Below are 25,430 nucleotides of genomic sequence, written 5' to 3'. Positions count from 1 at the left end.
AATATCCGCATGGTAGGGGCAGGTCTGAGACCTGCCCCTACGCATCAATCTAGCATGGGGATTTTCACGCCGCGCTCTTTGGCCACCTCTACCGCTCGTTCGTAACCAGCATCCACATGACGCACCACACCCATACCTGGATCAACCGTCAGCACACGCTCCAGCCGAGCGGCCGCTTCTGGCGTGCCGTCGGCCACAATCGCTTGCCCGGCGTGCAGACTGTAACCAATCCCCACGCCGCCGCCGTGATGGTAACTTACCCAGGTGGCGCCACTCACGGCGTTGATGAGCGCGTTCAAAATCGGCCAGTCGGCAATAGCGTCAGAGCCATCCTTCATCCCCTCGGTTTCTCGGTTGGGGCTAGCCACCGAGCCAGAATCAAGGTGATCCCGGCCAATCACAATGGGGGCACTCACCTTGCCGCTAGCGACCAGTTCGTTAAACTTCAGTCCCGCTTTGGCACGCTCGCCGTAGCCCAGCCAGCAAATGCGAGCAGGCAAACCCTGGAACTCTACCTGCTCCTGCGCCATTTTTATCCAGCGCGCCAAATGTGCGTCTTCGGGAAATAGCTCCAAAATCGCTTCGTCAGTGGCATAAATATCATTGGGATCGCCGGAGAGAGCCACCCAGCGGAATGGCCCTTTTCCTTCGCAGAAGAGCGGCCGTATGTACGCTGGCACAAATCCTGGATAATCAAACGCATTCTCTAGCCCGTTATTATATGCTTGCTGGCGAATATTGTTACCGTAATCAAAGACGATGCTACCCTGCTTTTGCCAATCCAGCATGGCCTGCACGTGCCGGGTCATGGAGTCAATGCTCCGTTTTTGGTATTCAGTTGGATCATTTTGGCGGAGAACGGCCGCTTCCTCCATACCCATCCCCGCCGGAATGTAGCCATACAAAGGATCATGCGCCGAGGTTTGGTCCGTGACCATATCTGGCACCACGCCGCGCGTTACCAGCTCTGGCAACACCTCGGCGGCGTTAGCCACCAGGCAGATTGATTTGGGCGTTTCGCTTTGAATCGCCTCCTCCACCCAGGTCATCGCCTCTTCCAAATTATCAGTAATCACATCTACTTGGCGTAAGCTGAGGCGGCGTTCGGCCCGCCACTGATCCACTTCCACAAAGAGGCCAACCCCCTCATTCATCGTCACGGCCAGCGGCTGCGCCCCGCCCATCTCGCCCAAGCCAGCGGTAAGCACCCATTTGCCCTTGAGCGATGGCCAGCCAGCCTTGCGGGCAGCGGCGGCAAATGTTTCAAACGTGCCTTGCAAGATGCCCTGCGTGCCAATGTAAATCCAGCTTCCGGCCGTCATCTGGCCGTACATCATTAGCCCCTCGGCTTCCCACTTGTCAAAGTTGGCCTGGGTGGCCCAATGGGGCACGATGTTGGAGTTGGCAATAAGCACACGCGGCGCGTCTGTGTGGGTGCGGAAGACGGCAACGGGCTTGCCGCTTTGCACCAGCAGCGTTTCGTCTGGCTCTAATTGGCGCAAAGATTCCAGGATAGCGTCGAAGGCTTGCCAGTTACGGGCGGCTTTGCCCCGTCCGCCATACACAATCAGGTTTTCCGAATCGCCAGCAACAAGTGGATCAAGGTTGTTTTGCAACATGCGGTACGGGGCTTCGATGAGCCAGTTTTTGCAGTTGAGAGTCGTACCGCGTGGAGCCTGAATTTTTCGTGTCATTAATTGCCTCCAATTATGAATTATGAAGTGCCGTTCTGAACCTAATGTAGGGCAACTTTGCAAAGTTGCCCAACGTTTTTGTGGTTGTCTATATTTTTCCCGACTGTATGATTGGCGAAAAGCACTTTGTTTCATTCAACCTCCGGGAGGTAGCGAAACCTCCCGGAGGATCATTCAAACACAAATAGCACGAACTATTTGTTTATTCGGCTCATTCGTGATTCTTTTGTTGAGGCTAATTTATGGAACCGCTAATAATTTCTGGACAGGGTTTAAAGATAGATGATGTGGTGGACGTGGCACGGCGAGGGCGAGAGGTGGAGTTGGATACGGCCGTTCTCCCCCAAGTGAATCGCTCGCGCCAAGCAGTAGAAAAGCTGGTGCGTGAGGGGCAGGTTGCGTACGGCATTACGACGGGATTCGGCCGTTTCAAAGACAAATTCATCAGCGCCGATGAAAGTTTATTACTCCAGCTTAACTTGGTGCGCTCCCACGCCGCTGGCACTGGCCCTGCCCTGTTAGAGGAACAGGTACGCGCTATGCTGCTGGCGCGCGCCAACACGCTTGCCCAGGGCTACTCAGGCGTCCGCCCCATTGTGATTCAGCGATTGCTAGAGATGCTCAACGCCGGCGTACACCCTCGCGTGCCGGCTCAAGGCTCCCTGGGTGCCAGCGGCGATCTGGCACCGCTGGCACATTTGGCTTTACCGCTCATTGGCGAAGGGGAAGCGTTTTTCAACGACGCGTTAATGCCGGGTGGCGAAGCAATGGCCGCGGCTAACCTTGAACCGATTGAGCTGGAAGCGAAAGAAGGATTGGCCCTGCTCAACGGCACGGCCTTTATGGTTGGTTTGGGGGCACTTGTAGTTCGTCGGGCAATTAACCTGGCACTCACCGCCGATATTGCTGCAGCCCTGACGCTAGAGGCCCTACGCGGCACAGACCACGCCTATGATGCGCGCGTTCACCAGCTACGGCCGCATCCCCGGCAAATTGAGTGTGCCACATTTTTGCGCCGGGTCTTGGCTGGTAGCCAGCTTTTGCGCCCCAAAAGCTCCAAAAACGTGCAAGATCCGTACACGTTACGCTGCGTGCCCCAGGTGCATGGCGCTGTGCGTGACTCCGTGGCCTACGCCCAATGGGTGCTAGAAATCGAACTCAATTCAGTTAACGACAATCCGCTTATCTTTGTGGACGAGCAGGATGAAAACAAGATCGAAGTCATCTCTGCAGGGAATTTTCATGGGGAACCAATTGCTCTGGCGATGGATTATCTAAAGCTGGCCTTAACAGAAATTGGGAACATGAGCGAGCGGCGCATCGCCCAACTGGTAGATGCAAACAGCAACGGCGGCGTGCTGCCCATGTTTTTAACGGAAAATGGTGGCCTCGAAAGTGGCTTCATGATTGCCCACTACTCGGCGGCGGCGTTGGCCTCCGAAAATAAGGTGCTGGCACACCCGGCCAGCGCCGATACGATTCCCAGCAGTGCCAATGTTGAAGATCATGTGAGTATGGGGGCAACGGCCGTTCGCCAAGCCGAGATGATCATGACGCACACAGAAACGGTGGTGGCCATCGAGCTGCTGGCCGCCGCACAGGGGGTTGATTTCCGGCGCAGCTACGGCGAAGGCGCGTTGGGGGCAGGCACTCACATTGCTTACGAGCTAATTCGCCAGCACGTCCCTTTCATCGCCGAAGATTGTTACATGGCACCCCTCATCGAAGCCGTGCGCCAGCTTGTCCATGAGGGAGACATTAAGCGTGCCGTGGAAGCGGCTGTTACTCAATAATTTTGGCATCAGTTTGGTAGGAACGGCCGTACTTCACATATGCTTTTGGCGCCTCCCGCAGCCGCTGTTGGGTTGCCGCATCCAGTTCGCGCTTGGCAGTGGCAGGTACGCCAGCAACCAGCACGTTTGGCGGGATGTGCCGATTTTCACCAACCACTGAACCCGCAGCGATCAGTGAGCCTGTTGCAATCACCGCACCGCTCAACACAGTAGCATTCATCCCCACTAGCACCCCCTCGTGCAAATGGCAGCCTTCTAGCACCGCACCATGCCCAATGGTTACATCTGCCTCGATGATGGTGTTGGAACGGCCGTTCACATGAATCACCACATTATCTTGTACGCTGGTACGAGGGCCAATGCGAATACGGCCGCTATCCCCCCGAATCACCGCCCCAAACCAGACGCTTGCTTCGGCTTCAATCACCACATCCCCAATGATGATGGCGTTGGGGGCAATGTAGGCCGTGGGGTGAATTTGAGGGCGCACACCCTTAATCTCGATGATCATCTTTTTCTCCAATTTGTTGAAAATTCACTTGTTTCAGCTTGTGTCCTCAGGTAACATTCGGCATCCATTTTATCTTTGACTGAGGGAAGAGGGAAACTTATGAGCAATTTGCTTTTGGCAGCTATTTTTTTGCAAGAAGGTGGCACGGAGCCTGTCGGCGTTCCGGCTTGGGTGCCAATTGTGATTGGCGTGATTTTGTTGCTGCTCTTTATTTGGGGGCTCAATCGCAAAAACATCCCGCAAGGTTCACCTGCTGAAGACGAACACCATTCGCCGCAGCTACATAGTGAACCGCACGCAGGGGACGCACACCATGAAGAAACGGCCGTTGCCGAAGCCCCCACCCCCGTGGAAGAGCCAGAACCAGTAGACGTTGTGAGGAGTACGGCCGTTCCTATTATTGAACCCGTTGAACCAGACAATCTCAAGAAAATTGAAGGCATCGGCCCCAAAATTGAGGGCATTTTGCACGAAGCAGGCATCCTCACTTTTGCTGATTTGGCTGCTGCTACTGTTGAGCACCTAGAGAAAGTGGTGCGGGAAGACGCAGGCATTCGCGTTGCCTTCCCAGACACCTGGCCAGAACAAGCACAGTTAGCAGCAACCGGTGAGTGGGACAAGCTGGAAGCACTTCAAGACAGTCTCAAAGGTGGGAGGCGTGCCTAAATCTTTTTCCTAAAGCGCATTTCTTTTATGTCTACTTTTCTTGACAAAGTTTATTAGATTGCTATAATCCCCATCTCATTGATGCGGGGTAGAGCAGAGGCAGCTCGTCGGGCTCATAACCCGGAGGTCGTTGGTTCGAATCCAGCCCCCGCTACTGACCAAAAAGCACCCAATTCCGGGTGCTTTTTTTCTTTCTTCCTTGTAAATAAACCTCCCGCAGGTTCGCTCCATAAACTGCACTTGAGAACAAACCTGCGAGAGGCTAGTTGTTTTCCAAATTGAGCTTATCAAGTGCCTGCTAACTCGTCCATCTTTTTTGCCAACTCAACGTCCCAACTGCTAATCACATTGCCCAAATCATGCGTCACCAAAGAAACCGAAACGCGATTGTATACGTTTGCCCACTCTGGATGATGATCAATTTTGTCGGCTTCAATTCCTACTGCAACCATCCAGCCTAACGCCTGGGCAAATGAGGCAAATTTGTACTGCTTGGTCAATTTGCCGTCCTGCACCTGCCAGCCCGGCAACAATTTCAGTGCGTTTTGAATTTCTTCCTCGGTTAATTTTTTTCGTGCCATCATGTCTCCTAAAAAAGCTGCTGAATGAGCCAAGCCCCAATGGCAGCACTAATCCCACCAATAGCCAAACCAAACAGTGCGCCAGATACGGCCGTTTTGCCATTGCCAACTAATTTTCGAGGCACGGCCATAATAGGTAAATCCTCCGCGCCTAAGATCACCATCTCTACCAGGGTGCGGGCGTTAAGATTGCTGGTGGCACGGCCGTCTACTTCACTAAACACTGCTAGAAGAATGCCAAGCACAGCCAAACAAAGCGGCAAGGCAATTAGCCCACCCGCCCCAGCAGCGGCCGTTCCCACAATAATGCCGACGATAATCGCTGGCGCCAAAAAAGGAAATGCACCCTGCTGCAACATCTCGGCGGGAGCCTCAATCGCCTCCACGACCATCGCCTTTACACCCCGGCTTGTAAGGCCCCCGCCTGCGCCAATAAGCCCCATCAGCAGCATGGGGGATAGTATCCCAGTTACCAACCCTAGAGATACACCAGCGACTGCTCCGCCAACAAAGCTGCTAATCAAAGTCAGCAATGCGCCTGTTACCGCACCAGCAAAAATGCCCACCTTACGATGAAAATGCGTGCCCAAATAGCCACCTACAATGGCCCCAAGTGGCATCGCAACCCAAACGCCCCAACCATGCCAGCGGACCAAACCCAATACAAAGCCGGAAATCAACCCCACGCTGGCTCCCAAAATCGCCCCAATCAATAAGGATCCCAAAAGTAAAAAAATGTTGGTGTGCCACGGATCGTCCTCATCTGGCTGTGCCCGCGTAATGCCCCCCACAACTGCCCCCACGATGATGCCGCGCAGCAAACCAAACAGCGTACCATCCAGCAGGTTGGTAACATTGCCCCCAAGCAGATAGCCAAAACCGCCCACAACAAGGCCAAGAAACCCGCCTGCCAGCAATCCACTCATTAGAGCGTAATTATGCTGAAGGACACGTTCATAAGCGCCAAAGATGGCAAACATAACGGCCGTTCCCATCACAGTAACGGCCGTTCGTTCCACCAACCCGCCAACCATACCCAACCCCACGCCAACTGCCACCACAAACAAAATGACTAACCAAATTGGGCGACGTAATTTCATATCAGAAGTCATCTATGCTATGTCCAAAACCCAAATCGGTAGCCGTTGCTGCGTTGGCACAAACCCAAACCGCTGGTACAACTTTTGCGAATCGTAATTTTCCACTTGTGTATTGAGAGACACTTTGTATAAGCCACGCCGATAATAATAGGAAAAGGCATGTCTCAACAAGGCAGTACCAACCCCCAGCCCCTGCTTTTCTGGATGAACCGTAAGGCGCACCAGATGGGCACCCGCTTCTGCTCTGGCGCTGAGTTGGTAGCCAACAATCTCGTCCCCGAGCAACGCCACATCAAAACTTAGCGATTGTGGCCGAGCAACTGCCAAAGCTCTGGCACTTTGCTGCCAAATCGGGGCAAAGGAAGCAGCCTCCAGTGCCGCTAAACTATCATAATCCGTCGAATACACTTGCCGAATGGTTAAGCTAGGCACGTCTGGCGACGGGGGCAATGTACGGTCCTCTTTTACATAGGTTTCAATTTCACTATCGCGATAAAATCCCCACGCCGGTAGCCACTCTGATGGCCAAGCTTCAACAGTGAGCCAGGCGAGCTGCGTAACACCTTGCTGGCGCAAAACAGGCAATACATTTAGCAGCAAATTTGCCAATGTTTCCTTACCATTTTCCGCCTTATCAATCGCCGCAACACGTACCCAGGCTGCTGGCAACGGATCTGGTGTCGCAATGAGGCAAGCACCAATGTCTGAGCTGCTTTGGAACAGTTTGGCGGTGAGGCTATTTTGGTTTGTTTTTGGTTTAGGCAACACAACAAATCCCGGCGAACCAATCCAGTCGCCAGGCAAGTACCAATCAACATGCAGGTGGGTGTAAACGGCCGTTTTCAACAGATGGTGCACCGCTTCAGCATCACTTTTTTCTGCTTTGCGAATCCCATCAATGCGTGCTTGCTCTGGCAGCCAAAGGTTTGCTAATTCCATAACGCTATTGTACACTACATAATCATTTTTTCTGATAAGCTGGACTTATTCCATTATACCCTCTATTCATTTCGAACTGTTGTTAAATTTGGGGCGGGTTCAGCAGAAAATCTTAGGAAACAAATGGGCAGCAAGCCAAAAGACAGAACCCTAGAAACCACCATTGCAAGCCTAACCAAACGATTTGGCGAAGGTGCCATAATGCGCTTAGGTGAAGCCCGGCATTTGCAAGTAGAAACTATCCCTACTGGTGCCCTGGCATTGGATATTGCCTTGGGGGTTGGCGGTGTACCGCGCGGCCGCGTCATCGAAATTTATGGGCCAGAATCATCTGGCAAGACAACAGTTTGTCAGCATATAATCGCTGAAGCGCAGCAGCGCGGCGGAATATGTGCATTTATAGACATGGAACACGCGCTAGACCCAGTCTATGCGGAACGCTGTGGAGTAGATGTAGATAATTTGTATGTCTCGCAGCCAGATACTGGTGAGCAAGCGTTAGAAATTGCAGAAGCGCTCATTCGCTCTGGTACGATGGACGTGGTTGTCGTGGATTCTGTAGCAGCATTGGTTCCCCGCGCCGAAATTGAGGGCGAAATGGGGGATGCACACGTAGGATTGCAAGCACGCTTAATGTCGCAAGCATTACGAAAATTGTCTGGTGTTATTAAGCAAACAAATACCGTTGTTATTTTTACAAACCAGCTTCGCTCAAAAATTGGCGTCATGTTTGGCAGCCCGGAGACCACCAGCGGTGGCAATGCGCTCAAGTTTTACGCCTCTGTTCGCATTGACATTCGACGTATTCAGGCTATCAAAGTTGGCTCCGATGTCGTGGGAAATCGTACCCGAGTGAAGATTAAGAAAAACAAGGTTGCACCTCCGTTTACCGATGCTGAATTTGACATCATGTACAATGAAGGTATCTCTAAAACTGGCTGTATCGTTGATCTCGGTGTGGAGTATGACGTCCTTACCAAACGCGGCGCGTTCTTCCGCTATGGCGACACGCTGCTAGGGCAAGGGCGTGAAAACTCCAAACAATTTTTGCGAGAAAACCCCGAGATTTATGCCGAATTAGAATCCCTCATTCGTCAAGAAGCTGGCTTGCCTCTCCTAGAACCGCTGTCTGAAAGTTAACCCCGACGGCTGGTTTTGCCTGTTTCCTAAAAATTTTAGTTGAATAGTTGAAGTCTACATTGCGATTGACAATGGGTAAGATCACGGCGTTAACACGACAAAAGCGAAACCCCAGGCGCATCAATGTGTTCATTGATGGGGCGTTTGCTTTTGGCCTGGCAGAAATTACGGCCGCTTACCTGCGTATTGGGCAAACATTGTCCCCCGGCGAAATTGACAAGCTCCAAGGGGCTGACCAGGTTGAAAAAGCCAAAGAGTTAGCCATTCGGTACATCGAATACCGACCCCGCAGCATCGCCGAAACGCGCCGCCACCTACTCAAGAAAGAGTACCCAGAGCCAGTTGTAGATCAGGTTTTGGAACGACTGGAAGCAGTAGAATTATTAAATGATGCCGCTTTTGCCCGGTACTGGGTAGAACAAAGGGAAACATTCAGGCCGCGCAGCAAAATTGCGCTACAGCAAGAACTACGCCAAAAGGGAATTGAACGTAGCCTAATTGAGAAAGCAATCGCTGAAGTAGATGAATTTGCCGCTGCCAAACAAGCGGTAGAGCCTAAAGCCTACCGTTGGCAAACGCTCCCGGAACCGGAGTTTCGCAAAAAAGTGGGTGGTTTTCTACAGCGACGCGGCTTTGGCTACGATATTGTGCGAGAAATAACTGAGGCTCTTTGGCAGGCAACCCATTCTGACGAAGAGTAATTGTGGAAGTGTAAGAAACGGCCGCAACGTTTCTAGACCTTTCACTTCCACCTAAAAAGGAGATCAACTATGCCAGCAACATGGATTCTGCTGGGCGCGGTAATTGGCATCATCGTTGGTGCCGCTGCGGTTTATTTTTTTATAAGGCCGCAGGTAGAAGAAAAAGTTGCCACTGTAGATCGGGAACTGGAAGAAAGACGTGCTCTAGCAGAAAAAGAAACTTCTGAAATTTTAGACACTTCACGCAAAGAAGCTCAACAAATTCGGTCTGAGGCTGAAAAAGCGATTGAACGCCGCTACCAGGATTTAGCCCGTGCTGAAGAGCGTGTGGATCGCCGTAGCGAAAATCTGGATAAGCAAGCCAAAAAGATGGAGCACCGCGAAGCCGTTCTGAACAAGCGGCAAAGTCGGCTAGACAAGCGGCAAAATCGGCTAGAAACAATCGAACAAGAACGCCGCCAACAGTTAGAACAGATTGCTGCGCTAACCGCTGACGAAGCCAAGCAACTCTTGCTGGATGATGTGGAAAAAGAGTCGCGCCAGGACATGGCGCGCATCATGCGCGAAATTGAGGATGAAGCCAAAGAAAATGCGAATCAAAAAGCGCGTGAGCTGGTGGTGCTAGCCATTCAGCGCATTGCCAGCGACCAGGTAGCAGAGCAAACGGTTTCTGTGGTGCAGCTACCTAATGAGGAGATGAAGGGGCGCATTATTGGGCGAAACGGCCGTAACATTCGTGCTTTTGAGCAAGCGGCCGGGGTTGACATTGTGGTAGACGATACGCCCGAAGCGGTTTCCGTTTCCAGCTTTGATCCGGTTCGCCGTGAAGCAGCTCGCCGGGCACTTGAGAAATTGATTACAGACGGCCGTATCCACCCTGCTCGCATCGAGAAACTCATTAAAGACGCTACCAAAGAAGTTGAGCAGGACATGAAAGAGGCTGGCGAACAAGCCGCCTACGAAGCCAATGTGCATGGTTTGCATCCGCAAGTGATCAAAATGCTGGGGCGACTTAAATACCGCACCTCGTTTGGGCAAAACCAGCTTTATCACTCGGTGGAGGCGTCTAAGATTGCGGCCGTATTAGCCGCCGAACTCAACGCTAACATAGACATTGCCAAAATGGGCGCATTGCTCCACGACATCGGCAAGGCAATGGATCACGACCAGGAAGGCACCCACGCCATGCTGGGTGCAGAGTTCTGCAAGCGGTTCAAAGTGCCGCCACTGGTCATCAACGCCATTGCTGCCCATCACCACGAAGTGGAACCAGAAAGCGTTGAAGCGATCATTGTGGAAGCAGCCGATGCTATTTCCGGGGCACGTCCCGGCGCTCGCCGCGAAAGTTTAGAAAATTACATCAAGCGAGTACGCACATTGGAAGAAATCGCTACGACCTTCCAGGGCGTTGAGAGCGCATACGCCTTGCAAGCCGGGCGTGAAATTCGCATTCTCGTCAAGCCAGATAAAATTGACGATCTGGAAGCAATGCGCCTCTCTAAAAACATCGCTAAGACCATTGAAGAAAGTATGCAATATCCTGGCCAAATTCAAGTTACGGTGATTCGTGAAACTCGCGCCGTAGGTTTTGCCAAGTAGCAAAGACTAAACGGAAACAATTCAACAAGATCAAAAAAGGACGCTCTGGGGCGTCCTTTTTTTCTATTCCAATTTACTGGCCAAGATTTATTGGTGGCCGAGGATAGGATGTGGTCTGTAGGGTGCCTCTATTCGCTGGATTTCTTCTTCACTTAAACTGATTTCTGCAGCGGCAACAGCTTCTTCCAACTGGTACATTTTGGTCGCGCCGATGATGGGGGATGTGACACCCGGCTTGTGCAAGAGCCAGGCCAATGCAATTTGGGCAGGTGAATAGCCTCTCTCCTCGGCAATAGCAACAACTGCATCAACCACATCGTAATCTTCAGGCTGATAATACATATCTTTAGCAAACCCATCGCTTTTGGCTCTGGCCGTGGGATCGCTCTCCTCGCGCTTGCGGTTGCCTGCTAAGAAGCCACGCGCCAGCGGACTCCACGGAATGACGCCAACGCCCTGGTCTTGGCACAGTGGCAGCATCTCCCGCTCTTCTTCGCGGTAAACAGCATTCATGTGGTTTTGCATCGCCGAAAAGCGCGTCCAGCCATGTAAATCAGCTACGTGCTGCGCTTTAGCGAACTGCCAGGCATACATGCTGGAAGCGCCAATGTAGAGCGCCTTGCCTGCCTTCACTACGTCATGCAAAGCTTCCATTGTCTCTTCGATGGGGGTGCTGTAATCCCAGCGGTGAATTTGGTACAGATCAACGTAATCGGTGCCGAGGCGTCGCAGGGAATCATCAATTGCTTCCATGATGTGCTTGCGGGAGAGGCCACCCCCGTTGGGGCCTTTGCCGACGGGGAAATAGACTTTCGTCGCCAAAACAATTTCCTGGCGGCTGGCAAACTCTGTGAGGAGCTTTCCGGTAACTTCTTCGCTCACTCCAAGCGAGTACATATCGGCCGTATCAAAAAAGTTGATGCCTAACTCAATCGCTCGCTGGATAAACGGCCGTGCTGCACTTTCATCCAATACCCAATCTCGCCACTCTGGGGAACCATAGCTCATCATCCCCAAGCAAATTCGGGAAACTTTCAGGCCTGTTTTGCCTAAATTCATGTATTCCATTGTTAACTCCTTTTGCACTTCTTTTGCAGAAAGGAGCTATTTTACCGGACGCTGAGCCTCCAGACACACAACTCCGTTTTTACCCGCGACTGCATTGTGCATCACACCAGAGGGTAAATCGAGCCGATCACCTGGATAGAGGGTGGTGGGTTCTCCTTCAATTGGAAAACCAAAGGTTATTGATCCCTCAACAACCATGATTACTTTTTCAAACGCATGTGTATGCGCGGGGAAAGCATCTTGGGGATTGCTGCGCCATTTGTACGGCTCTAGACCTTCCTGCGCCATTTGGCTAAACAGTTCTGGCTCAGAAGGGGCTTGTGGCTTTGCCCATTTTTGTATATGAATGATGTGGGTTCTCATCTACCGGTCTCCTCAATGACCGTTACTGCGTGGTATTTGTATGGATATAATAAAGTTTGCATAAAGCATATGCCGAATAGTTGATTTGCACAATTGCACTGGTGTACTGGGTGATGGGTCTTATTTGGGGCAACGGCCGTTTTCATGCGAAGCTGTTGGGTTCTTGTTATAATCCCGCAACTATGGAAAGTTCTGGTCAAAATCGCCGTCAGCTATGGGTGGGCATCGGTGTTAGCGTTCTTTCGATTGCCCTCATTTTGCTGTTGATTGACCCCGCTGAAATCGTTGACTCTTTGCGGCAGGCTGAGATTTCCCTAATCGGGTGGAGTGCATTGGCAATTCTGGCCTTTATGATTTTTCGTGCCGTCCGCTGGCGGTATATGCTAACCAACGATATTTCCTGGTCGCAGACATTTCACATCCAAAATATTGGGTATATGTTTAATATGGTGCTACCGTTTCGCCTGGGCGACGTAGCGCGGGCGGTGCTTATTGGCAACGTGCCACCGATCACATTGGCCAGAGGGCTTTCTACAATGGTGGTGGAGCGCATTCTAGACATGATGTTCATTGTGGCGTTGCTGCCGTTTACGCTAGTAGAAGTGGTGGGTTTGCCACCACTACTTCAGGATGCGGCTCGCAGCTTTGGCATTGTGGCTATCACCGCTATCATTGCTCTGGTTATTGCGGCCAATCAGCGCAAATTAGCCACCCGGTGGGGCACGGCCGTTCTCAATCACATCCCTTTTTTAAGCACCGAGCGGTGGATCGGCCGTATGAACGAACTGCTGGATGGCCTGGGCAGCCTCACCCGTCTGAAAGACAGTCTGGTGCTCGTCTTCCTCAGCATTGTGGTCTGGATTCCCATCGTGTTTGCTTATCGTTGGGGCATTTTGGCCGTTGGTGGTGAGGCTACGCTGTTGGGCGCTAGTTTTGTAGTGTGTGCGGCCGCTCTGAGCATTGCCCTGCCCTCCTCACCTGGGCAGATTGGTGTGTTTCACATTGGCGTAACGGCCGCTATGCTCGCGCTGGGGCAATCTAATGGAGCCGCAGGGGGTTTTGCCGTGGTTTACCATGCTCTCAACTTAATCAGCATGGTCATTCTGGGCCTGATTGGGCTGGCCAGCACTGGCGCTACATTTGGCAGCGTAATTGAAACCACGCAGCGATTCATCCGCCGCCGCCAGCTTGAAGAAGATTCTGATCTAAGCAAAGTAGAAGGGTAAGCTATTGTGAAGGTGGCTGTGTACAAAATTCAAGAAAACGAACGGAATCTTTTATGAAAATTGTTGAAGTCTTAACGTATTACCGCCCCTGGGTGAGTGGCCTTACCATTTACGTCGAGCGTCTGAGCAAAGCGTTGGCGCGGCAGGGGCATGATGTCACCGTGCTCACCTCACAATACGATCCCAACTTGCCCATTTACGATGTGATGGACGGGGTGAAAGTGGTGCGGGTTCCGGTGGCAGCCCGTGTCAGCAAAGGAGTACTCATGCCTGGCTTTGGTCCTATGGCCTGGAAGCTGGCCCAGCAGGCCGACGTGCTGCACCTGCATTTGCCCCAATTTGATGCGCCCGGCGTGGCCATGCGCGGCCGTATTTTGGGTAAACCAGTTGTGCTGACCTACCATTGCGATTTACAGCTACCGCAAGGCAGTTTCAATCGGCTGGTAGATCGCGTCGTTGGCTCCATGAACCAACTCGCCGGGCAGTTAGCTGATGCCGTGGTGACTTACACGCGAGATTACGGAACCCACTCGCCATTTTTATCCCAATTTTTGGACAAGAAGCTACACATCATACCGCCACCAGTGGAATTGCCTGATTACAGCTGGGCCGATGTGGCGGCGTTCCGCGAAAAGCACCAGTTGGGCGATGAACCAATTGTGGGTATTATTTGCCGGCTAGCAGCCGAGAAGGGCGTGGAGGTTCTGCTGAAAGCATTACCGATTGTGCGCGAAGCATTCCCCAATATGCGCGTTTTGCACGCCGGAGAGTACCAAAACATCATCGGGGAAGAGACGTATGCGGCGCGATTGGCACCGCTGTTTGAAAAGTACAAAGCGCATTATCATTTGCTGGGCAATATTGAAGGGGCAGAGCTAAGTGCCTTTTACAACTGCCTAGACTGCCTTTGTGTGCCTAGCCTGAACAGCACAGAGAGCTTTGGCCTGGTGCAAATTGAGGCGATGCAAAACGGCGTGCCGGTGGCAGCGTGTGCTTTGCCCGGTGTGCGCCAGCCAGTGGCAATGACGGGGATGGGGGAGATTACGGCCGTTTCTGACCACACCGCCCTCGCCCAAGCCATCATCAACATCTTGAAGAATAAAAGATCGTACCAAAAAGATAGCCAGCTTATTGGCAACAGCTTCTCGCCAGACAGCACGGCAGAAGCGTATGCTGAGCTTTTTGAAAAGCTGCAAAAAGGAAAGCTAATTGGCAAAACAATTGAACCCGCTGTCTACGACAAACTCAGAGCCATGCGTGATCGATACGGCCGTTAATCAAACATCAACAGATTTCGCAGATTAAAAAGATTGAAGAACAGTCTGCGAAAATCTGCGTAATATGCGGATAATCTAAGTGACAGAAGATACCGAATTCCCAGCCGCAACACCCCCAGATGACCTGCTCTGGAGGCAGCTTAAAACAATTCCTGCTTTTCGGGCTATTTTGCGCGCCGTGGAAGCCCGTTTTTACTTTGGCGTTGATTTGCCAAGCCCCACGCTGGACGTGGGCTGTGGTGATGGACATTTCAGCGAAATGGTGTTCCAACGAGAAATTGAGGCAGGCATTGACCCCTGGTGGAATCCGCTAAAAAAAGCGCAAAAATCGGGCATGTACGATGTGGCACTGCAAGCCATGGGGGACAAACTGCCTTATCCTGACGGCCACTTTGCCAGCGCGTTCAGCAACTCCGTGCTGGAGCATATTCCAGACATCCAACCAGTCCTCAACGAAACAAACCGGGTGATGCAGATGAACGGCCGTTTCCTCATCACCATGCCCAGCCACAACTTCACCCAAGAGCTAGGCGGCGCCAGATTTTTGGAACGGCTGGGGCTGCCCGGCCTGGCAGACGCTTATCGCCGCTTTTTCAACCGCATTTCCCGCCACGCCCACACCGATTCCGCTGAAGTTTGGGCAGAGCGATTAGCCACCGCCGGTTTTGGCATTGAGCGCTGGCAATATTACTTTAGCAAAAAAGCGTTGCGGGCATTGGAATGGGGGCATGTGCAGGGCGTGCCTTCGGCCATTTTGCACGCGCTGACGGGGCATTGGATTGTTGCCCCCTGGGAAAGCAGCCTGCGCCGCACCGAACGATGGCTACGGCCGTTTTACAACGAACCTTTCCCCCAGGATGGCACCTATTTGCTCATTGTGGCCCGCAAACAGGCCAACGAGCCAATTCCGGTACAGCTACCACCTGCCCAGCCGTTCAGCATTGAAGAACTAGAAACTGCTGTTGCCAGCCAGCAACCTATCCCCACCCCACCAGAAGTTTCGCCCGAACCGGAAACGGACACGAAGGCTGCGCCAGTTGCCGCTGCGGCGGTTCAACAGCCCACCCCAGAAGCAGAATCCAGCCAAAACAGTCCCAGCACAAACTGGATCAACATCCTGCTGGGCATTGTTAGCCTGCTGGCGGGCATGTTGGGGCAGCTGGCCCTCACAGGCGATCCGCCCAACTTAGTTGGGGGACGACGCTGGTTCTTGTACGCTGGATTGTCGCTGTTGGCGCTTTTGTGGCGCAGCCGCCCGGCGCGCGCCCCCAGCGGGCGACGCTGGACGCTGCCGCGCCTGGGGCAAATTCCCCGCCGCCGCTGGCTCTTTTTGTTAGGACTCTTGTTGGCAATGCTGGCGCAAAGTGCCGTGGGCAGTGCTGGTAACGAACGGCCGTTCCTAGCAATCTTGCTCTGGCTAGGCGGCATTGGTCTCAGCTTTTATGCCTGGAACGACAACCGAGTGGACACAAATAGTCTGTTTATTTCGCGCCGCACGTTGGCAACGGCTATTGCCCTTTTTCTGGTCGCGCTGGTGGTGAGACTCGTCAATCTCAGCCAAAACCCATTCATGCTCAACGGCATCGAGGCTAGTCTGGGGCTAAACAGCCTGGAAATTATTCGGGGACAGCTACGGAACCCATTTGGCACGGCCTGGCTCACCAACCCGACGCTGCCCATCTACTTTATGGCCCTGCCCATCTCCATTTTGGGGCCAACCACGCTGGCTGTGCGCCTCATTTCGCCGTTTGTGGGCGCGGCTACCGTTGCTGCCACCTACCTTTTTGGTAAGCGGCTGTTTTGTAACTTAACGGGGCTACTTGCTGCGATTTTGCTACTTGGCTCCCATTACCATCTGCATTACAGTCGCCTGGGCATGACCAACATTTGGGATGGGCTGCTGGTGCTGCTGGCGTTGGGGACGATTGGGATGGCTTGGCAACGGCCGTCTACAGCACCTCAACAACGCACCCTTTGGCTGTGGGCCGGGCTGTTTGTGGGGCTGAACGCCTACGCCTTCACCAGTTCCCGCGTGCTGCCATTTGTTTTGCTCGCCTGGTTTTTGCTGACGCTGCTGCTGGATCGCAAAACTATCCGTGAACAAGGCTGGCACCTGCTGGCGGCAGCGAGCCTGGCGCTGGTGGTGGCACTACCTTTGCTGCTATTTTACAACAACAATCCCACCATTTTTATGGAACGCGCCAACGTGCTGGGTATTTTGCCAAGCCAAACCAACTGGCTGGCCGATGAAGCGATGCGGACGGGGTTAACGGAAACGGCCGTCCTGTGGCAACAATTTTGGCAAAACGCCCTTGCCTTCAATGGCATCCCAGACAACAGCCCAGCTTACCGACCGCTAGTGCCGCTGCTGAGTTTTGGCCCCGCCGTGCTGATGGCGTTGGGGAGTTTGTTGGCCCTGTTCCGCTTGCGGCAAAATGAACAGCGGCTGCTGCTGCTTTGGCCGCTTGGCACCGTTATTGTGGCAGGGCTGCTGCTCATTGAGTCCCCCCAAAGCCATCGGCTGCTCATGACAACCCCCGCCCTAGCGCTGCTGGCCGCGCTCTCGCTCGTTACGCTGGGCAATCTCATCACGGCAGCCCTGCAACCTTCACAGGAAGCTACGCCTTCAACTGAAAGTGCGCCAGATGTAAGCCGCTGGCAACCAACCTTTGGCAATTGGCGCACCTCAGCTGCCCGCGTCGGACTGGTTTTGCTGGCGCTGGTGTTACTTTTTGCCTTGAATGATGTGCTGTTTTATTACGGCCGTTTCCCCAACAACAACCAGTTCGCCGACACCAACACAGAAATTGCCTTTGAACTGGCTAACTACCTCAACGAGCTAGATGGTGAATGGACAGCCTATCTGTATGGCCCCCCCGTTCTGTACATTGATTTCCCCACGCTGCCCTACCTGCTAACCGATTTTCAGGCAGGAGCCAACTTGTTTAACGTGGAGTCTGCAGAAGCCTTGCTGCCGCAGGCTTCCACTGCCAACCAAATCTTCATCTTTTTGCCACAGCGTGCCGCAGAGTTACCAAGCGTGGCAGCACAATTCCCCGACGGCACTCAAAAACAAATTGACGGATCATATGCTGCCCCGCTGTTTACAATTTATGAATTCAAGCCCTAACCATGTAATAGTTAGGGCAAGATTGGCTCATTAGGATAACCTGTATGAATTTCGTAATTATCACAATGGCGGCTGGCGCAGTAGTGCTACTAACAACAGCCATTGTTACGTGGCCCCGACGCCATGCAGCACATTGGGTATTTCCATTTTTAGGATTGGCAACGGCCGTATCTATTTGGTTAATTGGGTACGCTCTGGAACTCAGCGTTTTCGGTTTGGAGAAAAAAATATTCTGGGCACAAATTCAATATATTGGCATCTCTTTTACGCCTGTTGCCTGGTTTATCTTTGCCTACCAATTCCTCAGGCAAAATCCCCTCCACCTGAAGCCGATTGTCGGCCTGCTGATGATACTCCCTGTCGTTACCATTGTTTTGGCCTTCACCAACAGCCACCACAATTTGTTGTGGACACAAAACGTATTGGATGAAAGTGGGAGCATTCCCTTGTTGGCAAACAGCTACGGCGGATGGTTTTGGGTTCATTCCACGTACTCCTATCTGCTCATCCTGGGGGGCATTGGGCTGTTTTTGCGTACCACCAAGCTGCATCCTGGTTCATACCGCTGGCAATCGATCATTCTCATTTTGGCTGCCGTTGCCCCAATGACAGGCAATATTCTTTACCTAACAGGCAATGCGCCCCTTCCCTGGTTCGACCCGACGCCTATTTCATTTGCTTTAAGTGCTTTGCTTATTATTTGGGGTGTTGCCCGATTAGACCTTTTTGACATCGTACCCATTGCTAGGCGCGTGATTGTAGAAAACCTGCCAGATGGGATTGTCCTCTTGAATGAACAAAACCACATTCTGGATATTAACCAGACAGGCAGTAAGTTGCTGGGGCAAAACAATCAACATGTGGTAGGCCTGCAACTAAACGAGCTAACAAAACCATTGGCTCAAAAGATAGAAAAGTACAGGGCGTTAGAGGTTGACGAGGAGATTGGCGTAGAGCAAGATGGAAAATGGCAACATTATAGTGTCAAGATACGGCCGTTGTATCTATCTGGAACCCAACCCCATGCCCGTATCCTCATCTTGCGCGACATCAGTCGCCGTATCGCCGCAGAAGCAGGCATACGGCAACGCAACGTAGAGCTACAACAACTTTTTACAGACGCCCAAGAAGCCCGTGAAGCGGCCGAAAAAGCCAACAAAGCTAAGAGCGAATTGTTGGCGAAGGTAAGCCACGAGCTACGTACGCCGCTCGGTGCCATTTTGGGGTATGCTGAAATGTTGCAAGAAGGCGTCTATGGCCCTGTTGTTGAAGAGCAAGATCATTCACTCAGTCGAATCATTGAAAACAGTAATTACTTAAATGAACAGGTCAATGATTTGCTAGAATCGTCTCGTCTTGACAGCGGCAAGCTAAAAATTGAGACATACGAGTTTGACCTGGAAGACACATTGGAACAAGTTCGGCAACGCATTCAGCCAACGGCCGTTGCTAAAAATTTAACATTTAGCATCGAGCTAGCACCCAATATGCCCAAACGCATTACCAGCAACGCCATCCGCATCCAGCAAATATTGATCAACTTATGCACCAACGCCATTAAATTTACCGATGCGGGCTATGTACATGTTACCATTGAAAAAGTAGATGTTGAGCATTGGCAAATTCGCGTTAGCGATTCTGGAAAAGGCATTCCCGATAAAGATCGAAAAACAATTTTCCTCCCCTTTCATCAATTGCAGGCAGGCATGTTGCAAGGACAAAATGGTGTTGGCCTGGGGTTAACAATTGTGAAAGAGCTTGTTGCCGCTTTGAGTGGCACAATTGAAGTCGAAAGTGAAGAGCAAAGCGGCAGTACATTTATTGTATCTTTGCCATTTTGCAAAAAGTTAAAGGAAGAGACACATTAGCATGGCAAACAACAATAAGCCTATCGCCCTGATTATTGAAGACGATCCTGATCTGATCCGCATTTTTGCACGCGCCCTGGAGCTATCTGGCTACCAAACCAGCACCGTTAGTGATGGCAAAGAGGCAATCACTATGTTATCTGGCGACATGGTGCCAGATATTGTGATATTAGATTTGCATCTACCAGGCGTTCGTGGAAGTGAAATTTTGCATACCATTCGGGCTGATAGCCGCTTTGCCCATACCCGCGTTATTTTAGCCACTGCCGACTACCTTCTTGCTGAAAATTTACGTGAGGATGCTGATATGGTTCTGCTAAAGCCAATCAGCTTTAGCCAGCTCAGAGAGCTAAGCAGTCGCTTTATCAGCACGCACGATTCATTGCAAACAGATGCCCACATTCCGTAACAGAGGTATGATTGGGCGGCATGATAGCACCACTCAATCACCTCAAAATCCTCGATTTTTCCACCCTGCTCCCCGGCCCTTACGCCACGATGATGCTGGCAGATTTGGGCGCAGACGTCATCCGCATTGAAGCCCCCAACCGCCCTGATCTGGCGCGTTTGCTGCCGCCGCATGGCGCAGACGGACAGTCGGCCCAGCATGCGCTGCTCAACCGGGGCAAGCGCAGTCTAGGACTGAACCTCAAAGAACCAACGGCCGTTGAAATTGTGCAAAAATTGGTTACAGAACAAGGGTACGACATCATCGTGGAACAGTTTCGGCCAGGGGTGATGGAGCGGCTGGGCGTGGGATATACCCAACTTAAAGAAATTTGTCCGCAGCTCATCTTTTGCTCGCTTACCGGCTACGGCCAAACCGGGCCATACAAAGACCGGGCAGGGCATGATTTGAACTATTTGGCGCTGTCTGGCTTGCTAAGTTATTACGGCCGTAAATCTGCGGTTACCCCACCACCTCCACTCCCCATCCAGGTGGCCGACATCGGCGCAGGGTCGCTCCATTTGGTCATTGGGCTACTAACGGCCGTTATCCGGCGAACGCAAACGGGCGAAGGCGGGCAGCTAGACATCAGCATGTTCGATGGAGCACTGGCCTGGAACGCGCTGGGCGCCAGCAAGCTGTTCGTCGGCGGCGAAAACCCCACTCCGGAGAGCGAATTGCTCAACGGTGGCACTTTTTACGACATTTACGAGACGGCAGACGGCCGTCTTATCGCCGTAGGATCGCTAGAGCCCAAATTTTGGCAGGGCTTCTGCCACGCTATCGGGCGCGATGATTTGATTGCCCCCGGCCTTAATTACGATATTGCCAATCAGCAAAGCTTCAAAGATGAAATCAGGCAGGCCATTTACAGAAAGCCACTGGCAGCTTGGCGCACCACCTTTGCCGATTTAGATGTTTGCGTGGAGCCTGTATTAACCACTGAAGAAGCATTAAATCATCCTCAAACAAAGGCACGAAACATGATTTTGGAACTACCTGACCAAAGCGGCAATTTACAAAAGCAGATTGCGTCTCCCATCAAGCTGTCTGGCCACACGCCAGGCACTGCTTTTAGCGGCGTGCCGCTCGGTTGGCATAGTGTTGAGATATTGAGTCAGATTGGCTATACGAAAGACGAGATTGGTACACTTTTCGCCCAAAACGTCGTAGCGGGCCAACGATGAGACAGCGCGACATTTTCTGGTTTTGGCTGCCGCTGTTTGCCAGTTGGCTGCTCATGACGGCCGAAGGTCCCATCGTTAGCGCGGCCATCAACCGCCTGCCCAACGAGGTCGTCATGCTGGCGGCGCAAGGGATTGTGGTAAGCCTTTCCGTTACCATCGAGAGCCCGATTATCAATCTGCTGGCCACTTCCACCGCCCTGGTGAAAGATCGCGCCTCTTTTTTGCAGGTACGCCGCTTTGCCATTCACTGGATGATTTTGCTAACGGCCATTACCATCCTCATCGCCTTCACCCCCGTGTTTGATCTGGTGGTGGTCCGCTGGTTAGGCACACCAGAGGCAGTGGCCACCTGGGTACGCCCCGGCATGCAAATCATGACGCTGTGGAGCGCAGCCATTGCCTGGCGACGTTTTTTGCAAGGCGTCCTCATCGCCTTCAACCAGCCGCGCAAAATGGCCTGGGGAACGGCCGTGCGCCTGCTCACTTCTGGTGGCTTGGTGATTCTGCTGGCAATTTTTACCGACTGGCCGGGTGTAGTGAACGGCTCCACCGCACTCATGGTGGGGGTCGTTGCGGAGGCGATTTATGCAACGGTGGCGGTACGGCCGTTACTGCAAAAGGAACTCGCCGCCAACCAGCCTACTACCGAACCCGCCCTCACCTACCGCGATCTATTCTGGTTCCACCTGCCGCTAGCCGGCACATCTGTCATGATTTTGCTGGTGCAGCCGCTGGTCACATTTAGCCTGGCGCGGCTGGATCGTCCTACCGAATCATTAGCGGCATGGCCAGTAGTCTTCCAAGTTATGCTAATGGCGCGCGCCGCCTCCTTTGCGCTGCCAGAAGCGGTCATTGCCCTCACCAAAGGGCCAGAAACGTACCAGCCCATTCGCCGCTTTAGCCTGACGCTGGCAGGCGTGGTGGCTGTGGCAATTGCTCTGTTTACCTTTAGCCCTCTGGCCCGGCTGTACCTTTTTGGCATCCAGGACATGACGGCCGAAGTTGGCGGGCTGGCGCAAAGCAGCCTGATATACTTCTTGCCTTTCCCAGCGCTAACCGTAATTAGCATGTGGCTGCGCGGGGTGTTGATTAACGGCCGCAAAACAACGGCCGTCAACGTGGCTATGGTTGTCAACATGATTGTCACCGTGGTAGTGTTGGCAGCAGGCTTGGCCGGGCAGTGGCCTGGCTTGCCCACGGCCGCCGTTGCGCTTGGCCTGGCAGTGCTGGCAGAAATATTTTATCTGGGCTGGCGGGCACATCGTCTTTGGCCCGTCTTCAGCCCTAAACTGGCTACACGAAGCAGTTGAGGGTGATTATTATACCACTTAACCGGACACTGATTTTTCATCTATCTGTGAAAATCAGTGCTAATCTGTGTCCCATTACTTGAGGAAACCGTATGATTGAAATTTTGCAGCTTCCGCTTGGCCCTTTGCAAACCAACTGTTACCTAGTGGCCTGCCAAGAAACCAATGAAGCGGTCGTTATTGATCCATCCTGGGACGGCCGTCGCATTGCCGCCCTGGCCAGCGAACGCGGCTACGTTATTACCCACATTCTGCTCACACACACCCATTTTGACCACGTAGGTGGCCTGGCAGAACTGGCAGAAGAAACCAATGCTCCCATCTACAGTCATCCAGACGCGCTAGAAATGCTGACCCACGCGCCAAAAGCCGCTGCCAGCTACAACTTGCCCATGCCCACGCCGCCTCAGGCAACTGAGATGCTGGCAGAGGGGGATGTGGTTGAGGTTGGCAATCTTAAATTCGAGGTGCTGTTCACTCCCGGACATGCACCGGGGCATTTGAGTTTTTACGTGCGCGAGCACAACGTCATTTTTGACGGCGACGTGCTTTTTCAGCGCAGCATTGGGCGCACCGACTTCCCCGGCAGCGACCACCCCACCCTGATGAAAAATATTCGGGAAAAGCTGCTAGTGCTGCCAGATGATACGGCCGTACTCTCCGGCCACGGCCCCGCCACCTCCATCGGGCAAGAGAAGCAATGGAATCCATTTCTACAGTAGTGGAGCTATTCAGAAGTTCAACTTTTGACAAAAGTTGAACTTCTCTCATTATGGCGTTGGTGTAATCGTCGGGGTCTGGGTTGGCGTAGGTGTCGCCGTGGGGATAGCTCCCTGCCAGCTAAAAACCGCATCGGCACTGCTGGAGCCGCCAAAGGTGTAAATGGGCAAGCCGTCGGAGCGTGTTCCCGTAACTTGCACAATGCTCACCCGCCAGCGTATCTGGAATAGCTCAAGGGTAGTGGGCCGCCATTCAGACGGCACGCGGAAGGCCGTATCGCGAGTAAAGCCGCGCTGGGGCAGGCTATCCAGGTCGTCAATATTGGTCAATTCCACCATGTACATTTCGTTTTCCGCCAGGGGTTTTACGGCCGTCCACTGCAAAACAATCGCTTCTGAGACAGATTCAACTGCCGTGCCAGCTACCGGATAAAGCAACTGCGGCCCTGGTGGCGGCAGTGTACTGGTCGGTGTGGGGGATGGGCCAGGCGTTGGTGGCAACGACTGACCATAAATGATTTCAGGTATGCAAACCGGATCGCCCGGCTGCAGCAGCGACGGATCTGCAATGCGGTTCACCTCTGCCAAAAGCTCAAACGGTACGCCAAAGCGACTTGCAATGCCCACAATGGAATCCCCAGCTTGCACCTGGTACAAATCGCAGCCGGTGGGGTCTACCAGCACCGTCTCGCCGTTAATTTCGGCGGCAATAATTTGCAGGGGCGGCGTGGGCGTGGGCCACGGAATACTAAGCTGCTGAGCCACTTGGACCTGCGTATTGGCAGGCAGGCCGTTCGCTTCGGCAATTGCCTCTGGCCCAATGCGGTAGAAGAGCGAGATGCCAATGAGCGTTTCGCCGCTGCTAACGGTGTGGAAGCGTGGCGGGCGCGGCGTGGCGGTGGGGGCTGGTGTGGGCGTGATGCTGGGCGTCACCGTAGGTGGCCGCGTTTCGGTGGGCAGCGGCGTCCAGGTAGGGGTAAAGGTCACGGTGGCCGGAATGGGCGTCACGGATGGGGCAATGATCATGCTCACCTCCCCGGTCTGATATTGCAAAATGAGTCCCCCCGCAACAAGAATAATGGCAAAAAAGACGGCCGTTAAGCCCAAAACCAGCGGCGTCTGCCTTTCTCGCATCACAGATTCCACAATTTCGGGGGCATCAGAAACGGCCGTTGTGGTTGTCGGAGCCACACGCCTAAAGGTTGGAATGTCTGGTGCAGTTTCAGGGGGGATAGTAACGGCCGTATCCGCATCAGGCACAATAGCTGGCTCTTCAACAGGTTCTAGCGTTGGCTCTGGCTGCAATTCTGGCTCGACGAGCGGCTGCGGTGGCACTGTTGGGTTCAGTCGCGCACCACACATCAAACAGACCGTGGCATCAGCGGCAGCAACTGTGTCGCAAGAGGGACAGCGCCTTTCATCCGGCAAGTGGGGCAAATCAGAAAGTTCACTCATCATTTTTACGCGCCTGTGGCATAACCATCACAGAGCGCGGCATTATACCAAGCCAAATGGCCTGCTGCCAGCGTCGGTGGCGTTCACTCATATCGGTTTTAGAGAATAGCAAATGATTCAAATCGAGGAAAAACGGCTGTCTTCCACAAGCCCCCCGGAAAACGGCCGTTTTGTTTTTGTTATGAAACGCAATATCTCCCAACTCGCGTCAGGCAGGGTTCACTGCCATATGCTGATTGTACCGGTTAATGAGCCACATCAGCCCAAACGGCACCCCAAAGCGAATGGCAAAAAACAGCAGAAAAATGAGTACGGCCGTTCCTATGGTCATCATAAACCTCCTGTATCGCCATCCATGTTTGGCAATGGCGGCAAATTCCAACTCGAAATCGAATTCCAATTCGATATGAGACCATGATAGTTGTTGGGGGAACGGCCGTCTATTCGGCAACCGCGCCATCTTTTATTGGGGTAAATCCCCCATAAACCACGCCAAAAACACCTAAATTCAACACATACCGGGCAAAATAGTTCCCAAAACTGCCTTTTCTACCAAAAAGGCCCCAATTTTGTATGGGGCGAATCCCTCAACCCAAAATACGCCGCTTACCTGATTTACGCCCCCATCCCCACTTTTTACACTATTCATAAGCGT

23 protein-coding genes and 1 tRNA gene are annotated in these 25,430 nt (G+C 52.8%); 14 read left to right on the top strand and 10 right to left on the bottom strand.

What is annotated here, in order from left to right; genetic code table 11:
* Positions 1-44: 44 nt before the first annotated feature.
* Entirely contained in the window at positions 45-1,694 is a 1,650-nt protein-coding gene (gene hutU, locus ACOQPM_RS17545) for a urocanate hydratase (RefSeq protein WP_420631562.1), read from the bottom strand.
* A gap of 242 nt (positions 1,695-1,936) precedes the next feature.
* On the opposite strand from hutU, the gene hutH reads away from it, so the two are divergent.
* Entirely contained in the window at positions 1,937-3,487 is a 1,551-nt protein-coding gene (gene hutH, locus ACOQPM_RS17540; protein ID WP_420631561.1) for a histidine ammonia-lyase, read from the top strand.
* On the opposite strand, the gene ACOQPM_RS17535 is transcribed toward hutH, so the two are convergent.
* Positions 3,477-3,998: a gamma carbonic anhydrase family protein gene (locus tag ACOQPM_RS17535; RefSeq protein ID WP_420631560.1), complete on the bottom strand. Its 522-nt coding sequence runs from the start codon at positions 3,996-3,998 to the stop codon at positions 3,477-3,479. The genes hutH and ACOQPM_RS17535 overlap by 11 nt on opposite strands.
* A 99-nt stretch (positions 3,999-4,097) precedes the next feature.
* On the opposite strand from ACOQPM_RS17535, the gene ACOQPM_RS17530 reads away from it, so the two are divergent.
* Entirely contained in the window at positions 4,098-4,664 is a 567-nt protein-coding gene (locus tag ACOQPM_RS17530) for a helix-hairpin-helix domain-containing protein (protein WP_420631559.1), read from the top strand.
* 82 nt (positions 4,665-4,746) lie between these two features.
* A tRNA-Met gene (locus ACOQPM_RS17525) sits at positions 4,747-4,818 on the top strand.
* Positions 4,819-4,951: 133 nt separating this feature from the next.
* Here ACOQPM_RS17525 and ACOQPM_RS17520 read toward each other — a convergent pair.
* From ACOQPM_RS17520 to ACOQPM_RS17510, 3 genes are read right to left on the bottom strand one after another with little or no spacing between them, the layout of a single operon-like run.
* On the bottom strand, positions 4,952-5,248 hold the full coding sequence (locus ACOQPM_RS17520) for a 4a-hydroxytetrahydrobiopterin dehydratase (RefSeq protein ID WP_420631558.1): 297 nt from the start codon (positions 5,246-5,248) through the stop codon (positions 4,952-4,954).
* 5 nt (positions 5,249-5,253) lie between these two features.
* Entirely contained in the window at positions 5,254-6,345 is a 1,092-nt protein-coding gene (locus ACOQPM_RS17515) for a hypothetical protein (protein ID WP_420631557.1), read from the bottom strand.
* Positions 6,346-6,357: 12 nt separating this feature from the next.
* Entirely contained in the window at positions 6,358-7,284 is a 927-nt protein-coding gene (locus ACOQPM_RS17510) for a GNAT family N-acetyltransferase (RefSeq protein WP_420631556.1), read from the bottom strand.
* 123 nt (positions 7,285-7,407) lie between these two features.
* Here ACOQPM_RS17510 and recA point away from each other — a divergent pair, with 123 nt between their 5' ends.
* The 3 genes from recA (at position 7,408) to rny (ending at position 10,724) form a co-directional block, all read left to right on the top strand.
* Entirely contained in the window at positions 7,408-8,424 is a 1,017-nt protein-coding gene (gene recA, locus ACOQPM_RS17505; RefSeq protein WP_420631555.1) for a recombinase RecA, read from the top strand.
* A 71-nt stretch (positions 8,425-8,495) separates the two neighbouring features.
* Positions 8,496-9,125 (top strand): regulatory protein RecX, encoded by a 630-nt coding sequence (locus ACOQPM_RS17500; protein ID WP_420631554.1) that lies wholly within the window; start codon positions 8,496-8,498, stop codon positions 9,123-9,125.
* A 69-nt stretch (positions 9,126-9,194) separates the two neighbouring features.
* Positions 9,195-10,724 (top strand): ribonuclease Y, encoded by a 1,530-nt coding sequence (gene rny / locus ACOQPM_RS17495; RefSeq protein WP_420631553.1) that lies wholly within the window; start codon positions 9,195-9,197, stop codon positions 10,722-10,724.
* Positions 10,725-10,811: 87 nt separating this feature from the next.
* Here rny and ACOQPM_RS17490 read toward each other — a convergent pair whose 3' ends face one another.
* Entirely contained in the window at positions 10,812-11,792 is a 981-nt protein-coding gene (locus tag ACOQPM_RS17490) for an aldo/keto reductase (protein ID WP_420631552.1), read from the bottom strand.
* Positions 11,793-11,828: 36 nt separating this feature from the next.
* On the bottom strand, positions 11,829-12,155 hold the full coding sequence (locus tag ACOQPM_RS17485; RefSeq protein ID WP_420631551.1) for a cupin domain-containing protein: 327 nt from the start codon (positions 12,153-12,155) through the stop codon (positions 11,829-11,831).
* A 113-nt stretch (positions 12,156-12,268) separates the two neighbouring features.
* On the opposite strand from ACOQPM_RS17485, the gene ACOQPM_RS17480 reads away from it, so the two are divergent.
* The 8 genes from ACOQPM_RS17480 (at position 12,269) to ACOQPM_RS17445 (ending at position 23,323) form a co-directional block, all read left to right on the top strand.
* Positions 12,269-13,381, top strand: coding sequence for a lysylphosphatidylglycerol synthase transmembrane domain-containing protein (locus ACOQPM_RS17480; RefSeq protein ID WP_420631550.1), 1,113 nt, complete (start codon positions 12,269-12,271; stop codon positions 13,379-13,381).
* Between the two features lie 53 nt (positions 13,382-13,434).
* On the top strand, positions 13,435-14,658 hold the full coding sequence (locus ACOQPM_RS17475; RefSeq protein ID WP_420631549.1) for a glycosyltransferase family 4 protein: 1,224 nt from the start codon (positions 13,435-13,437) through the stop codon (positions 14,656-14,658).
* Positions 14,659-14,737: 79 nt separating this feature from the next.
* Positions 14,738-17,788 (top strand): methyltransferase domain-containing protein, encoded by a 3,051-nt coding sequence (locus ACOQPM_RS17470; RefSeq protein ID WP_420631548.1) that lies wholly within the window; start codon positions 14,738-14,740, stop codon positions 17,786-17,788.
* Between the two features lie 44 nt (positions 17,789-17,832).
* Positions 17,833-19,656: a histidine kinase N-terminal 7TM domain-containing protein gene (locus tag ACOQPM_RS17465; protein ID WP_420631547.1), complete on the top strand. Its 1,824-nt coding sequence runs from the start codon at positions 17,833-17,835 to the stop codon at positions 19,654-19,656.
* A 1-nt stretch (position 19,657) separates the two neighbouring features.
* On the top strand, positions 19,658-20,065 hold the full coding sequence (locus tag ACOQPM_RS17460; RefSeq protein WP_420631546.1) for a response regulator: 408 nt from the start codon (positions 19,658-19,660) through the stop codon (positions 20,063-20,065).
* A 20-nt stretch (positions 20,066-20,085) separates the two neighbouring features.
* Positions 20,086-21,291, top strand: coding sequence for a CaiB/BaiF CoA transferase family protein (locus ACOQPM_RS17455; protein ID WP_420631545.1), 1,206 nt, complete (start codon positions 20,086-20,088; stop codon positions 21,289-21,291).
* Entirely contained in the window at positions 21,288-22,601 is a 1,314-nt protein-coding gene (locus ACOQPM_RS17450; RefSeq protein WP_420631544.1) for a hypothetical protein, read from the top strand. The genes ACOQPM_RS17455 and ACOQPM_RS17450 overlap by 4 nt, the downstream gene beginning before the upstream one ends.
* A 92-nt stretch (positions 22,602-22,693) precedes the next feature.
* Entirely contained in the window at positions 22,694-23,323 is a 630-nt protein-coding gene (locus tag ACOQPM_RS17445) for an MBL fold metallo-hydrolase (RefSeq protein ID WP_420631543.1), read from the top strand.
* Positions 23,324-23,371: 48 nt separating this feature from the next.
* Here ACOQPM_RS17445 and ACOQPM_RS17440 read toward each other — a convergent pair whose 3' ends face one another.
* The 3 genes from ACOQPM_RS17440 to ACOQPM_RS17430 form a co-directional block, all read right to left on the bottom strand.
* Positions 23,372-24,778, bottom strand: coding sequence for a LysM peptidoglycan-binding domain-containing protein (locus ACOQPM_RS17440; protein ID WP_420631542.1), 1,407 nt, complete (start codon positions 24,776-24,778; stop codon positions 23,372-23,374).
* A gap of 205 nt (positions 24,779-24,983) precedes the next feature.
* Entirely contained in the window at positions 24,984-25,109 is a 126-nt protein-coding gene (locus ACOQPM_RS17435; RefSeq protein ID WP_420631541.1) for a hypothetical protein, read from the bottom strand.
* A 174-nt stretch (positions 25,110-25,283) separates the two neighbouring features.
* Positions 25,284-25,424 (bottom strand): hypothetical protein, encoded by a 141-nt coding sequence (locus ACOQPM_RS17430; protein WP_420631540.1) that lies wholly within the window; start codon positions 25,422-25,424, stop codon positions 25,284-25,286.
* Between the last annotated feature and the right edge of the window lie 6 nt (positions 25,425-25,430).

Origin of the sequence: Candidatus Leptofilum sp. (assembly GCF_965223525.1) — a bacterium.
Classification (GTDB): domain Bacteria; phylum Chloroflexota; class Anaerolineae; order Promineifilales; family Promineifilaceae; genus Leptofilum.
Note: the sequence above shows the minus strand (reverse complement) of the source record. Positions and strands in the feature narration are given on the sequence as shown.

Coding starts and splice junctions, on each gene's coding strand:
- hutU (WP_420631562.1), bottom strand. CDS start 1,694: ATGACACGAAAAATTCAGGCTCCACGCGGTACGACTCTCAACTGCAAA.
- hutH (WP_420631561.1), top strand. CDS start 1,937: ATGGAACCGCTAATAATTTCTGGACAGGGTTTAAAGATAGATGATGTG.
- ACOQPM_RS17535 (WP_420631560.1), bottom strand. CDS start 3,998: ATGATCATCGAGATTAAGGGTGTGCGCCCTCAAATTCACCCCACGGCC.
- ACOQPM_RS17530 (WP_420631559.1), top strand. CDS start 4,098: ATGAGCAATTTGCTTTTGGCAGCTATTTTTTTGCAAGAAGGTGGCACG.
- ACOQPM_RS17520 (WP_420631558.1), bottom strand. CDS start 5,248: ATGATGGCACGAAAAAAATTAACCGAGGAAGAAATTCAAAACGCACTG.
- ACOQPM_RS17515 (WP_420631557.1), bottom strand. CDS start 6,345: ATGAAATTACGTCGCCCAATTTGGTTAGTCATTTTGTTTGTGGTGGCA.
- ACOQPM_RS17510 (WP_420631556.1), bottom strand. CDS start 7,284: ATGGAATTAGCAAACCTTTGGCTGCCAGAGCAAGCACGCATTGATGGG.
- recA (WP_420631555.1), top strand. CDS start 7,408: ATGGGCAGCAAGCCAAAAGACAGAACCCTAGAAACCACCATTGCAAGC.
- ACOQPM_RS17500 (WP_420631554.1), top strand. CDS start 8,496: ATGGGTAAGATCACGGCGTTAACACGACAAAAGCGAAACCCCAGGCGC.
- rny (WP_420631553.1), top strand. CDS start 9,195: ATGCCAGCAACATGGATTCTGCTGGGCGCGGTAATTGGCATCATCGTT.
- ACOQPM_RS17490 (WP_420631552.1), bottom strand. CDS start 11,792: ATGGAATACATGAATTTAGGCAAAACAGGCCTGAAAGTTTCCCGAATT.
- ACOQPM_RS17485 (WP_420631551.1), bottom strand. CDS start 12,155: ATGAGAACCCACATCATTCATATACAAAAATGGGCAAAGCCACAAGCC.
- ACOQPM_RS17480 (WP_420631550.1), top strand. CDS start 12,269: ATGGGTCTTATTTGGGGCAACGGCCGTTTTCATGCGAAGCTGTTGGGT.
- ACOQPM_RS17475 (WP_420631549.1), top strand. CDS start 13,435: ATGAAAATTGTTGAAGTCTTAACGTATTACCGCCCCTGGGTGAGTGGC.
- ACOQPM_RS17465 (WP_420631547.1), top strand. CDS start 17,833: ATGAATTTCGTAATTATCACAATGGCGGCTGGCGCAGTAGTGCTACTA.
- ACOQPM_RS17460 (WP_420631546.1), top strand. CDS start 19,658: ATGGCAAACAACAATAAGCCTATCGCCCTGATTATTGAAGACGATCCT.
- ACOQPM_RS17455 (WP_420631545.1), top strand. CDS start 20,086: ATGATAGCACCACTCAATCACCTCAAAATCCTCGATTTTTCCACCCTG.
- ACOQPM_RS17450 (WP_420631544.1), top strand. CDS start 21,288: ATGAGACAGCGCGACATTTTCTGGTTTTGGCTGCCGCTGTTTGCCAGT.
- ACOQPM_RS17445 (WP_420631543.1), top strand. CDS start 22,694: ATGATTGAAATTTTGCAGCTTCCGCTTGGCCCTTTGCAAACCAACTGT.
- ACOQPM_RS17440 (WP_420631542.1), bottom strand. CDS start 24,778: ATGATGAGTGAACTTTCTGATTTGCCCCACTTGCCGGATGAAAGGCGC.
- ACOQPM_RS17435 (WP_420631541.1), bottom strand. CDS start 25,109: ATGATGACCATAGGAACGGCCGTACTCATTTTTCTGCTGTTTTTTGCC.
- ACOQPM_RS17430 (WP_420631540.1), bottom strand. CDS start 25,424: ATGAATAGTGTAAAAAGTGGGGATGGGGGCGTAAATCAGGTAAGCGGC.